Origin of the sequence: Halopseudomonas laoshanensis, assembly GCF_008365385.1 — a bacterium.
GTDB classification, from domain to species: Bacteria; Pseudomonadota; Gammaproteobacteria; order Pseudomonadales; family Pseudomonadaceae; genus Halopseudomonas; species Halopseudomonas laoshanensis.
On the sequence record NZ_QOVF01000002.1, the window covers coordinates 369,897 to 385,730 of the forward strand.

A 15,834-nucleotide genomic window follows, 5' to 3' on the forward strand; every position below is an offset into this window, starting at 1 on the left:
GAAACACTTTGTTCCCGTGCTGACCCCAAGCATTGCTTGACCGCCAGCTTGCTTGTCCTTAGCCTTGGCTGATTATTCCATTCATGCGAAGGATTACTGCATGCTGCGCCCCCTGTTTGTCGCCGTTTTACTGGCCGGTTTGTCCAGCCACGCCATGGCCAAGACCGATCTTCTCACCGTCTATCAGGAAGCACTGGCCAACAGCGCTGACCTGGCCGCCGCCGAAGCCGATGCGCTCGCCCGTCAGGAAGTTCTGCCCCAGACTCGCGCACTGCTGCTGCCCAATATCGGTCTGGGTGCTGGCATGGCACGTGAAGAGATCGACGTGGATGGCGCCGGAAACGACACCTACACCACTGACTACTACCAGGCCAGCCTGACCCAGCCACTCTTTCGCGCCGACCGCTGGTTCAATTATCAGGCAGCCAAATCGCTGAGCAAGCAGGCGCAACTGGAGTTTTCCGCGACCCAGCAAGCGCTGATCCTGGAAGTGGCCGAAGCCTATTTCAACGTATTGCGCGCGTCCGACAACCTGGCAACTGCGCGGGCCGAAGAAGATGCCTTCGAACGCCAACTGGATCAGGCACGTGAGCGCTTTGACGTAGGTCTTTCAGCACGCACCGATGTACTGGAAGCGTTGGCCGGTTATGACAGCGCGCGTGCGGCTCGGCTAACGGCCAAAACCAATCTGGATGTGAGTTACCAGGCGCTGACACGCCTGACCGATAGCGACTATCAAGAACTCATGGGCATGAGTCATGATTTGCCGATTCTGCCGCCAATGCCGAGCAATCTGCAGCAATGGGTGGATACTGCTGCAGCCCAGAACCTGAACCTGCAAGCCACGCGTTACGCCATCACCAGCGCGTCGGACACGCTGCGCAGCAGCCGTTCAGCTTATGCTCCTTCCGTTGATGCCTTCGTGCGTTACAACAACAGTGGTGGTGGCGCCGAATTTGGCAACCAGGGTGCCGTGGTTGGCGCCGGGCAACAGGGCAATGGCGACACCGAACTCACCAGCTTTGGCGTCGAGCTGACCATGCCGCTGTACACTGGTGGTGCCACCAGTTCAGGTGTTCGCGAATCAGGTTACCGGCTAACCCAGGCTGAGCGAAACAGTGAAGCGCAACTACGGCGGGTGGTCGAAAGCACTCGCAACCTGTACCGCACCGTCACCTCGAGCGTGGAAGAAGTTGAAGCCCGCCGCCAAGCGATCATCTCCAGCAAGGCCGCCTTGGACGCCACCCAGACCGGCTACGAAGTAGGCACCCGAAATGTGGTCGATGTACTGGAGGCGCAGCGCAACCTGTTCCGCGCAGTACGTGATTACAACACCGTGCGCTATAACTACATCATCGACAATCTAAGCCTCAAGCAGGCCGCTGGCACGCTGAGCCCGGAAGACCTGGTTGATTTGTCACGCTGGCTGAACCCGGATTACGATCCGGATCGCGACTTCATACCGCCGTTTACTGAAGAGGAAGCGCAACGCATGTCCCTGGGTCGCCAATCAGCCCCCGGGCAGGACGAAACACGCATGCGCAGCTCATTCTAAGCCATTACGTGTGACGACTGCGCCAACCAGAACACCGGGCCATGCCCGGTGTTCTTTTATCTACAGGTTGATGTTTCTGGCATGGAGGGCTCCGGCAGGGAAGGCCCCGGCATAGTCAGCGGCTATTTAAGCTGCTGGGCGATGCCGTGCAGCAGACGCTCAAGCGCACCCTGATTGTCCTGCACCACCGTTTGCCCGGCAGCACCAGCGCGATGCGCTTCGGCGGGTTGCTCCAACCATTTGACGACCGCAGCAGCCAGGGTCTTGGCGTCGCGCACCTGACGCAGCGCACCAGCCCCTTCAAGCAGCTCACTGATCTCGGCGAAATTATAGCGGTGCGGGCCCGAGATGATCGGCAATCCCAGCGCAGCCGGTTCAAGATAATTATGCCCGCCAGTGGCTACCAGGGAGCCGCCGACAAAAGCGACATCGGCACAGCTGTAGAGCATCATCAACTCGCCCATGCTGTCGCCGAGAAAAACCTGGTCGGTGTGCGCAACAATCGCTCCTGAGCTACGGCGTACCAGAGGCATGCCCGCCGCTTCGACCAATTCAGCCGCGCTGTTGAAACGCTCTGGATGCCGCGGCACCAGGATCAACAGGGCCTCAGGCACAGAGACCAGCACCTGTTTATGCGCTGCAAGCACCTGTTCATCTTCGCCGGCATGGGTGCTGGCAGCGATCCAGACCGGTCGTTCGCCCCAACTGCTGCGTAACTGCGCTGCCTGCTCGCGAGCATGGGGGTCAGGCTGCAGATCAAACTTGATGCTGCCGGTGATCAGCATCGACTCTTCTTTGACCCCCAGACGCTTGAAACGCAACGCCTCTGCCTGCGTTTGTACTGCCACCCAGTCGAGTGCAGCAAACATCGGCTCGACCAGCCAACTGATGCGTCGGTAACCCCTGGCCGAGCGCTCCGAGAGCCTGGCATTGGCCAGCACCATCGGCACACCTGCCGCTTTGGCTTCATGCACCAGGTTAGGCCAGAGTTCGGTTTCCATGATAATACCGATACGCGGCTGCAGGCGGTTGATAAAGCGCCGCTGCAAGCCAGGCAGGTCATAGGGCAGATAGACATGCCCGACCTTGTCATCAAACAGCTTGCGGATTTGCTCCGAACCTGTGGGTGTCATGCAGCTGATGGTAATCGGCAATTCCGGATAGCGCTGCATCAACTGGCGCACCAGCGGCGCCGAAGCGATCGCCTCGCCCACCGATACGGCATGAACCCAGATGCCACCCGGGCGCAGGTCACCGCCGAAAGCAAATCGTTCATGCCAACGCCGTGCATAGGCTGGCGCCTTGCGGGCACGATACAACAGACGCAACAACACCAGCGGCATGCACAGGATAAAAATGAGGCTGTAGAGCGTACGTGACATGAGAGCTCCTCGGGAAACGATCAACAACAGGACACCCCCTTTGGGTGCGACTCATAGTAGCAGATGTGACCGCGAGCACCGGCAGTGTCTATACTAGGGCTCTTTCTGCAAAAGCATCGGAGCTTATGAGCACAACTCTGGAAACCGATATCTGTATCCTCGGCGGCGGGATCGCCGGCCTGTGGCTCAATGCCCGCCTGCGCGGCATGGGCTACAGCACCCTGTTGGTCGAGCGCGGCGCGCTGGGCGGCGGCCAAAGTGGCAAGTCGCAGGGCATCATTCACGGCGGCACCAAGTATGCGCTGCACGGCAAGCTGACCCAGGCCGCGGAAGCGATTTCCGCTATGCCCGGCCGCTGGCGCGCTTGCCTGCAGGGCGAAGGCGAACTGGACCTGCGCGGCGCCCGCCTGTTATCCGAGCATCATTATCTCTGGTCGCCGGGCAGCCTGATCAGCAACCTCGCCGGCTTTTTCGCCAGCAAGGCGCTGCGTGGTCGGGTGGACGCGGTTAAGGGCAAGGACTTGCCTGAGGTCTTCGCCAACCCGGCTTTCAAGGGCAAGGTCTACCGCCTGGCCGAACTGGTTATGGATGTGCCTGATGTCGTCAGACGTCTCAGCGAGCTGGCGGGCGACAGTCTCATAGCGGACAGCGCTCCGCATGTCGAACGCCGCGAAGACGGCAGTATCGAATGTATTCGCCTCAATGGCAGGAGAATCAAAGCGCAGCGCTACATACTCACTGCGGGCGAAGGCAATGAAGGATTGTTACAGGATTGGGGCGTTAGCCAACCCGCCATGCAGCGCCGCCCGTTGCAGATGGTGCTGGTCAAGGGCGCCAACTTGCCTTCCTTGTATGCGCACTGCCTCGGCAGCAGTCCCAAACCGCGCATGACCATCACTACTCACCCCTGCGCCGACGGTCAGTGGTGCTGGTACCTGGGCGGCGAATTGGCCGAACAGGGCGTCAACCTCACTCCGGACGCGCTGGTGGCGCGTGCGCGTCAGGAGCTGAGCGAGTTGCTGCCCTGGGTCGATCTGCAGCATTGTCAGTGGACAACGCTGCCCGTGAATCGCGCAGAGCCTGCGCAAAGCGGCGCAGCCCGGCCGGATACCGCGTATCTGCAGGCGGTGCAGAACGTCCTGGTGACCTGGCCGACAAAACTGGCTTTGGCTCCTGACCTGAGTGATCAGGCCATTGCTGTACTTCAGCAGCAAGGGATTCAACCGGCCTGTGATGATGATTACAGCACGCTGCCCAGACCCTCAATCGCAGTACCGGTATGGGACATCTGCTTCCCATGAATAGCCTTCACGCCCATCACCGGCCGCTCGGCAGCAGCGGTCTGACGGTGTCACCGCTGGGCCTGGGCACGGTCAAATTCGGCCGCAATACCGGGGTCAAATACCCACAGCAGTTCGAGTTGCCGGACGACCGGCAAGCGTTTGACCTGCTCGCACTGGCGCAGGACCTGGGCATCAACCTGATCGACACCGCACCCGCCTACGGCTCCAGTGAGGAGCGGCTCGGCACGCTGCTAGCCGGTCAGCGGCAAAACTGGGTCATCTGCAGCAAAGTGGGTGAGGAGTTCGAGCAGGGCCAGTCGCATTTCGACTTCAGCGCCGCGCATACCCGTCTCTCGGTAGAGCGCTCACTGCGCAGACTCAATACGGACTATCTTGATCTGGTGCTGGTGCATTCGGATGGCAACGACCTGCAAGTACTCAATGGCGAAGCCTACCCTGCGCTGGAGCAGCTCAAACGTGAAGGCCTGATTCGCGCCTTCGGTTTCTCCGGCAAGACGGTCGAGGGCGGCGTCGCCGCGCTGGAAGCAGGCGATTGTGCGATGGTGACTTACAACCTGGCGGAACAGAGCGAGCGTTCGGTGCTGGACTTCGCCCTGTCACACAACAAGGGCATTCTGATTAAAAAAGCCCTTGCCAGCGGGCACCTTTGCCTTCAGGGTGAGGACCCGGCGAAAAAGAGCCTGGAGCTGGTCTTCGCCCATCCTGCGGTGGCCTCCGCCATTATCGGCACTATCAACCCCCGGCATCTCCAACAGAATGTCACCAGCGCCCTCCAGGTGCTGGATAGCTTATAAAACAAGAGGGAAGTGCATGTCGCGCATCATTGCCCGAGTCAATCCGGTCATCTTCAAAACCCAGGCCATTCACGTAAAGGCCAGCCCCGAAGTCCTGTGCTATACACCGGTGGGCAACCCGTTGGGCTTCGCAGAGATGCAGGACCTGCGCCAGCCCGTTTCAGTCGACGACCCCGAGTCCTTCGAGCTGACCGTAGCCAATATGGGTGTGTCGGTAGATTTGAGCCTGACCTGGCAAGAGCGGGATTTTCGCGTGCTGATTCGTCAGGATCGCACCGAGCAGGAAGACAATGTCCTCAAGTTGATTTCCGGTTACGTGCCGGCGCACGAGTTGCGTGTGCCGCTACTGACGGTCATGACGGAAATTGCCGAGGAGTTACTACTGGAGAGCAACCGAGGATGGCTTCAAGGGCGCTATATGGAAACCTGGCTGCCCACGCCCTACTCCGCCACCTTGCCGCTGAGTAAACGCCATTCCTACCAATTGACCTCGCATCATGCCGCGGCGCATCCAGTCCTGTGCCGGGAACTGCACTTGATCGAGCGACCCCGCGCCTATGTGCATCTGCCTACCAATTCTCTGCAACTGGTGTATTCCATGCAGCTGCAACTGCCGGACAACTGCCCGGGATTGACCATGCTGCATGCAGACGAGCATATGGATACCGAGAAGAATCAGTTGCTGGTTGAGATGAACTATCAGCGCCCGGAAATCTTCCTGGCAGAGATGCGCGATGGTGCGGCGACCGGCAAACTGTTCAGCCTGGAACAGGGTGAACTGGTGCCCCGCAGGCCAAAGAACATCTGGCTAAGCGAAGCGCTGGCACCGCAAACGGGTTGGGTAATTGAAGAGCCACGCAGCCAATGGCCCGAAGGGCTTACCCGCCTCTAGAGAGGCGGTATCCCCCACTGATTGAGCAAGGCAGCCTCAACGCTGGCGAATTTTCTCGACGATGGCCGTGGTAGAACAGCTTTCCACGAAGTTCAGCACTTTCACTTCGCCACCGTAGGCCTGCACAATGGGCGCGCCTACGACCTGGTCCACGCTGTAATCACCACCCTTGACCAATACATCCGGCTTGATTTCGGCCAAGAGCATCTCCGGCGTATCTTCAGCAAAACTGATGACCCAGTCCACCGCGCCAAGTCCGGCCAGCACCGCCATGCGCCGCTCCACGCTGTTGATCGGACGCCCAGGCCCTTTCAAGCGACTTACCGAGGCATCATCGTTGATCGCCACAATCAGCCTGTCACCCAGACTGCGCGCCTCTTCCAGGTAACCTACATGTCCGGCATGGATGATATCGAAACAGCCGTTAGTGAACACAATGCGCTCACCGTGCGCACGCGCATCCTCGACCGCCTGCAGTAACTGCTCCATCCCCAACACACCGCGCTCGCTGCCCTGCTCGCGCTGTACTGCCCGGCGTAGCTCCGGTGCACTGACCGCAGCGGTCCCCAACTTGCCGATCACGATGCCAGCCGCAAGCGTAGACAAGCCAACAGCGTGCGGCAGGCTCTCGCCCGCTGCCAGCGCAGTAGCCAATGTGGAAATCACCGTGTCGCCCGCGCCGGTAACATCAAACACCTCGCGCGCGCGCGCAGGCAGATGCATTGCCGCCTCGCCCCGCCGCAGCAACGTCATACCCTGTTCGCTGCGCGTAACCAGCATCGCCTCAAGGTCCAGTTCCTCAATCAGCGCCATGCCCTTGTCCACCAGCATCTGTTCGCTGGAACAATGGCCGACGACCGCCTCGAATTCCGACAGATTGGGCGTAATCAGCGTCGCACCGCGGTAAATGCTGAAATCCTTGCCCTTGGGGTCGGCCAGAACCGGGATGCCGTGTTCACGCCCCAACGCGATCAGCGCCTGATGGTTCACCAGAGCACCTTTGCCGTAGTCCGACAAAATCATCACCTTGACCCCGCCCAGCAACCCGCGAACAGAATCCAATAGTGCATCGCCGTCAGTCTTGAACGGCTCTTCAAAATCCAGGCGAATCAACTGCTGATGGCGGCTCATGACCCGCAATTTGGTAATCGTGGTCTTGCCCGGATGCGCCTGAAAAGCGCAATAAACCCCGGCAGCGTTAAGGCGTTGTTTAAGGCTTAATCCAGCTTCGTCGTCCCCCGTGACGCCTACCAGCCAAGCTGGTGCGCCGAGGGCCGCGATATTTAACGCGACGTTACCCGCCCCACCGGGCCGGTCCTCAATCTGTTCCACCTTGACCACCGGCACTGGCGCTTCCGGGGATATGCGGTGAGTTGGCCCATGCCAGTAACGGTCGAGCATGACATCGCCGACCACTAGTACCGGGGCGGAATCAAAACGGGGCATGGTCAATTTCATATGTCTTGTATACCTATATTCGTTCGGCTCTTCAGGGGCAGCAGTATCATGATTCGGCTTTGGCTTCGTCCTGAAACTGCATACTGTGCAAGCGGGCGTAATAACCATTCTGTGCTATCAAGTCCGCATGGTTGCCACGTTCGACTATCTTGCCCTGATCCATAACCATGATAATGTCGGCTTTCTCGATGGTCGAAAGACGGTGGGCGATGACCAATGTCGTGCGTCCCTCCATCACCTTGTCCAAAGCCGCCTGGATATGCCGCTCGGACTCAGTATCCAGCGCCGAAGTGGCCTCGTCCAGAATCAGCAGCGGCGCATTCTTCAACAGCGCCCGGGCAATCGCCAGACGCTGGCGCTGGCCACCGGAGAGCAGTACACCGTTCTCACCGACCAGAGTCTCCAGCCCATCAGGCAGCTTGTCGATGAACTCCTTGGCATAGGCTTTCTCGATTGCCTCGATGATCGCGTCTCTCGGCGCATCAGCCAGATCCCCGTAAGCGATGTTATTGGCAACGGTGTCATTGAAAAGCGTCACATGCTGAGTCACCAGGGCTATATGCCGACGCAGGTTGCGCAACTTGTAGTCGGCCACTTCCACACCGTCGATCAGAATTTCGCCTTCGGTGTGTTGGTAGAACCGCGGAATCAAGCTTGCAAGCGTCGACTTGCCGCTTCCTGATCGCCCCACCAGCGCGACCATCTGGCCAGGCTCGATAGTGAAGCTGATATCGTCAAGCACCAACTTGTCGGTATTGGGGTAACTGAACTTGAGGTCTCTAACCTCAATTCGGCCGCTCACTCGCTCCAACTCAACCGTGCCGGTATCGGTTTCCGGCTCCTCGTCCAACTGCTCGAAGATGCTTTCCGCCGCAGCAATACCTTTCTGTATATTGGCGCTGACTTCAGATAACTGACGTACCGGTTTCGGCAACAAACCCGCCGCAGTGATATAGGACACCAGATCACCCGCTGTTGCATCGCCGCGCAAATACAGCACCAGAAACATGACGAAAGCCATCGCACCATATGTCACCAGTTGCAGCGTAGGGGTAAACACCGCACCTGTGCGGGTCATCTTCAGCCCGCGCTCCCGGTTGGCTTCACTGGCCTTGTCAAAACGCTCCGTCTCATAGCTCTCGCCACCAAAACTGCGCACCACGCGGTAGCCAGTGATGGTTTCAGAAGTTACATGCGTCACATCCCCCATCGCTGCCTGGATTTTCTTGCTTTGCTTGCGAAACTTTTTGCTGGTGCTATTAACCATCAGGCCAATAACCGGCAAGATCGCCATCAGCACCAGTGTCAACTTCCAGTTCATCCAAAGCAGATAAGCGAAAAGGAAGATCACCGTCATCCCTTCGCGGAAAACCACTTTGATGGCATCCGTTGCAGCGCCAGTAACCATCGTAGTATTGAACGTAACCCGCGATACCAGATGGCCGGAGTTGTGGTTATCGAAATACTGATTGGGCAAGGTAAGGAAGTTATTGAACAGTGCAGTACGAAGATCGTGGACTATACCCAGGGACACTTTGGCCAGAAAATAGTTACCTAAAAAGGATCCAATGCCCTGATAGACGGCTACCAGAACAATGAATAAAGGGAAGCCCCATAACAGCGGTACACCCAGAAACTGACCACTATTGCCGTCGGTGAGGCCGTCGACAAAGTACTTCAGCATCCACGCCATCGCAGGTTGGCTGGAGGCAAATATGACGAATCCGACGATACTGATGGCAAAGGGTATCCAGTAGGGTTTGACGTAACCCAACAACCGTAAATAGATTCGCAAGCTGGATTGGAAAAAGGTTTCTTGCTGTACGTCTGCCATATGCCCTTCACGATAAGGAACCGGGCCCTGAGTTTACCACAGGCTACCGCGATCAAAGCCCCGCTGTTGCAAGTGCGGTAAACTACGGTTTTGTTTCAGGAAAGTGACGTGAAAAAATTAAGCCACGATGATTTTGCCGCCTGGTCAAAGGCTGCAAAGGTTCTGGAGAAAGATCGGTATGGCGTAAAGGTGCTGCATCTGGCGGATGGGACATTCCTCAAACTGTTCAGGCGCAAAAGCTGGCTTTCGAAAACCACCTTCTTCCCCCCCGCCAAGCGTTTTGCGGCCAATGCTGCCGAGCTCCATCGGCTCGGCATCCGCTGCCCTGTTGTGCTGGGTCTGTATCACATGACCGATCCCTATCGGTCGATTGTTCATTACCAACCGCTGGAAGGCATAACCTTGCGGCAGTTGCTGAACGAACAACCCACTCTTGAACAGATAGAGCTGTTTGCAGACCTCGCAAGCTTCATTACCACGCTGCACGATCTGGGCGTGTACTTTCGGTCATTGCATCTGGGCAATATCGTCAAGACGCCTGACGGCGCCCTTGGATTAATCGATATCTCGGATATGCGCTGCCTGGGCAAGCCGCTTTCCAAAGGGATGCGCAGAAGAAACTATCAGCATCTGTTGCGCTATGAAGATGACTGGGCACTGGTTCATCCTCAGATCAGGGATCATTTTCATTCCTGACTGCCGTAATCGGGCGAGCCCCAAGGGCAGGAACGCCGCAGCTTGCAAGAAGACATAAACCTAGACCGACCGGTAGCCAGGTAAAGAACCAGTCAGCACGGGGAGACTCCCACAGTTGCCCACCGTCGAACAGCTGCGCGACCGTACAGAACAGGATCACCGCCAGCAGCGCGCGCCCCAGAGCAAGATGCCGTAATACCCAAGCGGCCCGCAGAAGGCAGCCCCAGACGGCCAGCCAGAGCGCAAGACCAATCAGCCCCAGCTCTATAGTCACGTGGGCAAGCAAGTTGTGGCTGTGCGGCATAATCTCTGCGCTGCTAGGCACCGTAAGGACATAGTCGCCTCCCAATCCAAGACCCAGCCATGGCCGCTGCTGAATCATGTCGAAACTGGCGCGCAGGATCTCGGGGCGATACGACATTCCTCGCTCCAGAATCATCGCCTGGAATTGAACAAAGCCAACAGCCGCTACGGCTAAAAGCAGCCCTGTTACTATCCAGATAGTCCGCCCCCCTCGCAGCATCGCCATGGCCATCAGGGTAGACAGAAACGCCACCCATAGACCGCGACTTTGAGTCATGATTATCAAGGTCAGCATGACCAATAAACTGGCGAGCCAGAGCCAGCGATGCGCCGGATGAGGTAAAAAGGCCAGGAGCAGTGCAGCAACCGCTATCGCATATCCACCCAGAATCGGGTGCTCAAGCTGACCAAGCCCCCCTGCTCGGGCGGATATATCCGCCGACCCCATATATTGGGCAACCAACGCTACCAGGCAGCTTAATGCAAGCAAGTGACAAGCCAGGCGTAGCATGCCGTGGATACCCTCTGGACGCAGTCGGCCAAAAAATGCAAAACCGGTCAGAAAAAGCAGCACGAACAATAAGCGCCTGAGCAGCCGCATTGCGTCCTCATCCGGACTCCAGAGCAGGCTCAATGCGGCCCATATAATCAACGCCCCTAGAGCCATTATCAGAGGGCGGGCGCGTTGCCAGACCTCATCGACTAACGACCATCGGGTAGCGAGCAGAATGACCACTGGTAGCCAATAGAAAACGATAAGCCCCTGGCGGTAAGGTTTGTAGCTGGTGAACAGCACTATGCCGACTAAAAACCACAAAATGCCGAGCCCTAACCATCGAGCCAGCCGGTGCTGAAAATGCATATCCACTCCATGTTGCTTGATAATCGCTGACCGTCAGCCAATTGCCGGCGCTCGGCTCACCGCAGTTGGCGCTACCGAACCGAGGTCTTTTTAAAGAGCAAATGTCGCAAACGCTTGAGTAAATGGGCGTCCCAATACTTCAAAGGTACCTGCCTGATCAACGACCAAGCGAATGGCTTGTCATCTGTGACCGCGCTGCGCAGTGCTTTGGTTACCAACTTGGCCCGCCCCGCTGCATAAGCCGGATGAGTTGCATAAGCCTGGATAACGCTCAGGCCACTTTCGTACTCCAGGCGATAATTGCTGGATAAACTGGCCGGATGTTTACGATAGAGAGTCACTACCTGAGGCAAAATATCGATAGCATAGCCAGCGTGAGCCACCTTGAGCGTCATCTGGAAGTCCTGGATCTTGATCGCTGGATCATAACCACCAACGCGATCAATCGCCTCTCGCCGGAAAATCGCAATATTGCCCCCAACAACCAGAGCATCTGCCAGCGCCTGATCAAAATCATAGCGACGAACAGACCGACTCTTGTGCTTTTTCGGTAATACTTGCCCCGCTTCATCAATGCGAACCGCCCCGCCGCCCAGACAACCTACTTCAGGATGCTTAACGAGATAATCGGATTGCACTCTGAGTCTGCCTGCAGGCATTACGTCGTCGGCATCGAATGTGGCAATGAACTGGCCTCGCGCCTTTGACAGCCCCGCGTTAAGGGCTGCACTGACGCCCGCGTTTTGCTGACAGACCAGCTCTACGTGCTTCACTGAACTGGTAGCTCGGTTTTGCGCAATAGCTTCATTAATAACTTGAACGCTATTATCGGAGGAACCATCATCAACCACGATCAGCTCAAAATTATCATGGTCTTGAGCCAGCACACTGCGTATTGCCTCGCCTACGTAAGCCGCATAGTTGTAGCACGGGACTATTACCGAGATTAACGGGGCATACTGGGCATCCGCCGAACTCACAGCTCAGCATCCCGCCAGCCTATCTGACTGACATCCCAATTAGCGGAGAATGCCAGCCCATCCGGCCCCCTCAAGCTATCAGCCGTCAGTTCCTTCCACGACTGATTTTTCCAAGCGAGAAAATGCAGGTAGGGAAGTTCAACACCGCTCAACTCACTGTTGGTCAAGCGACCATCACGGAGAAACCATTTCTGTGGCAAGACTCTTTGCCCATTAGCAAGAATCGTAAAAGTGCTGTGTGATTCGATAAACTCACTACGGCGACTCCAGGCATTAAATCGGGCGGCAAATAGTCTGAGGCTTTCAGGCCAATTCTTGTGACGAATAAACAGACGACTGAAGGCACCTTCATCTAACGCTTGATGCGCCGGATCGGCATAACGTTCTCGCCATTGGGGTATCCGCATAAAAGCTTCGCGCATGATGACGGTATTGCGTACGAGGCAAAGGTGCCCCGAAATGCGCCGATGATGCGTGGCGAAAAGATCTTTGGTGGCCAAGCGCTCAGCGGTAAAATACCCGCGCAGGTCACCATATATGACATCTATATCACCGAAGGCCCAAAAATCTACTTCACCCAGCTGATCAGCGTGAATGTAGCCAAGTGCAGGCTTGATATCACAGAGCTTATATGGACGCTCCGGATAAAAATCAATTCCTAGGCGTGCAGAGACCAGTTCGCAATAAGCCCTGTAGCTCATTTCAATGAAGCGAACATTGTCTGGAGGATTGTCAGGTATCCCGCAATCAGTGAAAAACAGCCACTCAATAGTTGGGTTTCGCCGGCAGCTTTCAAGATAAAAAGCCATCCAGAAAGGCCAACTTCCAAAATAGGGTATAACAAAACGAATGCTCGGCTGGATTGCTATTGCTGTGTTCATAAGCCAGGGTCTATTTGAGATTGAGTAAAGCGGGTAGAGACCAGAAGCGCTTTCTGGCTGCTGCGTCGGAGAAACGCTGGACTAGTATATCAGCTGCGAGTTGCCGTTGCTTATGGAGGGAGGAAGGCTCATTGCTCGCGGCAGTGACAAGACAGCGGGCCAACGCTTGTGCATCACCCAAGGAGAACAATTGGCCATGCTCCGATACCACCTCCGGCCCGCCCCCACAATCGCTACAGATTATCGGTACGTCTGCGGCCATGGCCTCAAGCAACACCATACCGAAGGGCTCATGATCAGAGGTTAAAGCGAACACATCAAAAGCCTTGAAAGTATTCCGCGCATCCGGAACCTGACCCAAAAAAAGTACCCTATCTGCTACCTGCAGGGTGCCAGCGAGTCTCTTGAGCGACGCCTCAAGACGCCCTTTCCCGATGATCACCAGTAGACTTTTCTCCGGCAAGTCAGGCAGTGCCAGGGCAAACCCCTTCAGCAAAGTCGTCTGGTCCTTGTCCGGATGCAGCCTTCCGACATTGCCTACAACCCAGGCATCTTCCGCCAGGCCTAGTGTTCGCCGGGCCTCGGTACGGTCCATTTGTGCATTGCGCACGGCCTCAACATCAATCCTGTTGTATAACGTTTGGATACGCTCATGCGGCCAGTCTGGAAGGCAGTTACGGATGTCATCCCTCACCGCGTCCGAAACCCCAATTAGATGCAGGCGGTTACGAAAGGCCCGAGCGAACAGTCTACGACCTGATCGATCAAAATCGCCAAAAGCATGATGAACGCCGATTACCGGTAGATCCGTAGCCAAGCAAGCGATATAGGTTGGCTTGGAGCGGTGAGCAATGCAAAAGCTGAAGTCTCGCGCCCGGGCTATCTGACGAAACTCGCGAATCGCCTTGATCTTCAAGCCGCGAATAGCGGAAGAACTGTACTCCATGAAAATGACTTCCGCAGACTGGCATTTTTCCGCTACCCGCGGATCTTTTTTACCGGTCAGGAACACTGTAGTGACCTGGTAGCCTGTTCCGTCAAACAGCGCAGCATATTGCCGCGCGCAGTCCAGGAAAGGGCCGTCATAGCCATGGCAGAACTGCAGAACGCGACCTGCAGTGGAGCTTTTCATCACATCAGTCATGCCTTCACCACCAACACATCCTCCATGACCAGATACTGCAAATCCGAGCTAAAAAACATATCTAACGCCTCTTTCGGTGAACAGGCCATCGGTTCTCCATCAGGATTCAGCGAAGTACTAAGCAGTACGCCATTACCCGTAAGGCGCTCCATATGGATCATCAGATCATAGTAGCGCGGGTTATGTTCCCGCTTAAGCACCTGGATCCGTGCAGTGTTGTCTTCACGGACAATTTCAGCTACACGGCGCTTATATTTATCTTTCACATCGAAGGCAAAATTCATAAAGGTCGATGGATGATCTATCTCCAGCATTTGCGTAGCAGCAGTATCCAGCATCGACGAATTGAATGGACGCCAGGGCACGCAAACCTTGAGCTGCGACTTGATTCGCTCAACAACACCCACGACGCTGGGACAGCCAAGTATCGAGCGATTACCCATCGCGTGCGGTCCGAACTCCATGCGCCCCTGAAACCACGCGACCGGATGACCCTCAGCCAGAATATCGGCGATATATTCGGGAGCATCTTCAATCAACTGCCATTGTGGCTTATCCAGATGGCTAACGCAGGCCGCGATGACATCCTCGTTAGAGTAGTTAGGGCCCAGGTAGACATTTTCCATTTTCTCAACAGGCACGCCTTGCTGTTCGGAGATATACGCAGCAGCGCCCACTGAAACTCCCGCCTCGCCGAAGGCAGGCTGCACGAATAACTCCTGGACCTCGGGGCGCGCGATGATGCGCTGGTTGAGTTTGAGGTTCATTGAACAGCTACCAGCAAAAGCAATTTTTCCGGTCTCGCGCAGAATGTCGCCGAGGTAGTAATCCATCATCTCCAGCGCCAACTTCTCAACTAAAGCCTGCATGCTCGCGGCGTAATCAACATAGGGCGCTTCAGCGGCAGTCTCTTCTGGTCTGGGCCCCAGCCACTCGACCAACTTTGACGAGAAGGAGTAATACTTGCCCTCCTCCTTATAACGACGCGAGCCAACAACATTGACATAATCCGTATTGATGATCAGCTCGCCGTTCTCGAACCGCGCCAACCTGGAAAAATCATACCTGGTCGCGTCCCCATAGGCGGCCATGCTCATGGCTGATAATTGGCCATCAAGCTTATCAAAACCCAAATACTCGCTCAGTGCAGCGTAAAGAGCACCGAGGGATTCAGGCGCATAGAATTCCTTGATGATGTGAATTTTTCCGCGCTCGCCATAGCCGAAAAAAGTCGTGGCATATTCCTCGTTGTCGCCGATGCACAGGATTGCTGTCTTTTCCTTGAAACCCGAGCAGTAATAGGCGCTCGAGGCAGCGGCCAGTTGGTGCTCTACCGGCTGAAGACGCACCGTTCCAACGTCGAACCCTAGTTGCTCAAGACACCAGAGGATCTTCCTGCGAAAACGCTTGAAGCGGCGGTTACCCATCAAAATCGCATCTAGCGAATGATCAGGGGCATACCAATGATGCCTGGCGTAATGCCAGCGGGCCTTGCCGAATATGCTGATGGGGGCGTATGCAATGGTGACAATATCGACGTTAGAAGGGGCGATTCCTGCCTGTTCAAGACAAAATTTTGCAGATTCGTAAGGTATGCGATTCCTGGCATGTTTGGCGCGCACAAAACGTTCTTCCTCGGCTGCCGCGATCAACTTTCCGCCGACATACAGGGCGGCAGCAGAATCGTGGCCAAGCGCGCCAGAGAGCCCAAGAATAGTCAGCGCCACTGGTCTGCCTCTTGACTGATGA

Annotated in this window: 13 protein-coding genes; 5 read left to right on the top strand and 8 right to left on the bottom strand. The window is 56.3% G+C overall.

Features of this window, described 5'->3' with window-relative positions; all coding sequences use genetic code 11:
- Window positions 1-100 precede the first annotated feature (100 nt).
- The gene (locus DT594_RS08315) at window positions 101-1,555 is read left to right on the top strand and encodes a TolC family outer membrane protein (protein ID WP_149332255.1); all 1,455 of its coding nucleotides are present in this window, start codon (window positions 101-103) and stop codon (window positions 1,553-1,555) included.
- A 122-nt stretch (window positions 1,556-1,677) separates the two neighbouring features.
- On the opposite strand, the gene waaA is transcribed toward DT594_RS08315, so the two are convergent.
- The gene (gene waaA, locus DT594_RS08320) at window positions 1,678-2,937 is read right to left on the bottom strand and encodes a lipid IV(A) 3-deoxy-D-manno-octulosonic acid transferase (protein WP_149332256.1); all 1,260 of its coding nucleotides are present in this window, start codon (window positions 2,935-2,937) and stop codon (window positions 1,678-1,680) included.
- 125 nt (window positions 2,938-3,062) lie between these two features.
- Between waaA and DT594_RS08325 the strand changes: the two genes are divergently transcribed.
- The 3 genes from DT594_RS08325 to DT594_RS08335 are packed head-to-tail and all read left to right on the top strand — an operon-like array spanning window position 3,063 to window position 5,927.
- Complete coding sequence (locus DT594_RS08325; protein WP_149332257.1) at window positions 3,063-4,238, top strand: FAD-dependent oxidoreductase; 1,176 nt, start codon at window positions 3,063-3,065, stop codon at window positions 4,236-4,238.
- A complete protein-coding gene (locus DT594_RS08330; protein ID WP_149332258.1) occupies window positions 4,235-5,035 on the top strand; it encodes an aldo/keto reductase in 801 nt (266 codons plus the stop codon). The genes DT594_RS08325 and DT594_RS08330 overlap by 4 nt, the downstream gene beginning before the upstream one ends.
- Before the next feature lie 16 nt (window positions 5,036-5,051).
- The gene (locus DT594_RS08335; RefSeq protein ID WP_149332259.1) at window positions 5,052-5,927 is read left to right on the top strand and encodes a metal ABC transporter ATPase; all 876 of its coding nucleotides are present in this window, start codon (window positions 5,052-5,054) and stop codon (window positions 5,925-5,927) included.
- A 36-nt stretch (window positions 5,928-5,963) separates the two neighbouring features.
- Here the strand turns inward: DT594_RS08335 and hldE are convergent, their stop codons facing one another.
- Window positions 5,964-7,385, bottom strand: coding sequence for a bifunctional D-glycero-beta-D-manno-heptose-7-phosphate kinase/D-glycero-beta-D-manno-heptose 1-phosphate adenylyltransferase HldE (gene hldE, locus DT594_RS08340; RefSeq protein ID WP_149332260.1), 1,422 nt, complete (start codon window positions 7,383-7,385; stop codon window positions 5,964-5,966).
- 46 nt (window positions 7,386-7,431) lie between these two features.
- Entirely contained in the window at window positions 7,432-9,219 is a 1,788-nt protein-coding gene (gene msbA, locus DT594_RS08345) for a lipid A export permease/ATP-binding protein MsbA (RefSeq protein ID WP_149332261.1), read from the bottom strand.
- 108 nt (window positions 9,220-9,327) lie between these two features.
- Between msbA and DT594_RS08350 the strand changes: the two genes are divergently transcribed.
- A complete protein-coding gene (locus DT594_RS08350; protein WP_149332262.1) occupies window positions 9,328-9,915 on the top strand; it encodes a BUD32 family EKC/KEOPS complex subunit in 588 nt (195 codons plus the stop codon).
- Here DT594_RS08350 and DT594_RS08355 read toward each other — a convergent pair.
- From DT594_RS08355 to DT594_RS08375, 5 genes are all read right to left on the bottom strand, one after another.
- Window positions 9,893-11,080 (bottom strand): O-antigen ligase family protein, encoded by a 1,188-nt coding sequence (locus DT594_RS08355; RefSeq protein WP_149332263.1) that lies wholly within the window; start codon window positions 11,078-11,080, stop codon window positions 9,893-9,895. The genes DT594_RS08350 and DT594_RS08355 overlap by 23 nt on opposite strands.
- 71 nt (window positions 11,081-11,151) lie before the next feature.
- Window positions 11,152-12,060 (bottom strand): glycosyltransferase family 2 protein, encoded by a 909-nt coding sequence (locus tag DT594_RS08360; protein ID WP_149332264.1) that lies wholly within the window; start codon window positions 12,058-12,060, stop codon window positions 11,152-11,154.
- Window positions 12,057-12,941, bottom strand: a complete 885-nt coding sequence (locus DT594_RS08365; RefSeq protein WP_246164594.1) for a DUF6625 family protein — start codon at window positions 12,939-12,941, stop codon at window positions 12,057-12,059. Before DT594_RS08365 ends, DT594_RS08360 begins: the two co-directional genes overlap by 4 nt.
- A 10-nt stretch (window positions 12,942-12,951) precedes the next feature.
- Window positions 12,952-14,073, bottom strand: a complete 1,122-nt coding sequence (locus DT594_RS08370; RefSeq protein ID WP_149332649.1) for a glycosyltransferase — start codon at window positions 14,071-14,073, stop codon at window positions 12,952-12,954.
- Between the two features lie 8 nt (window positions 14,074-14,081).
- Window positions 14,082-15,812, bottom strand: coding sequence for a carbamoyltransferase family protein (locus tag DT594_RS08375; RefSeq protein WP_149332265.1), 1,731 nt, complete (start codon window positions 15,810-15,812; stop codon window positions 14,082-14,084).
- Window positions 15,813-15,834: the final 22 nt, after the last annotated feature.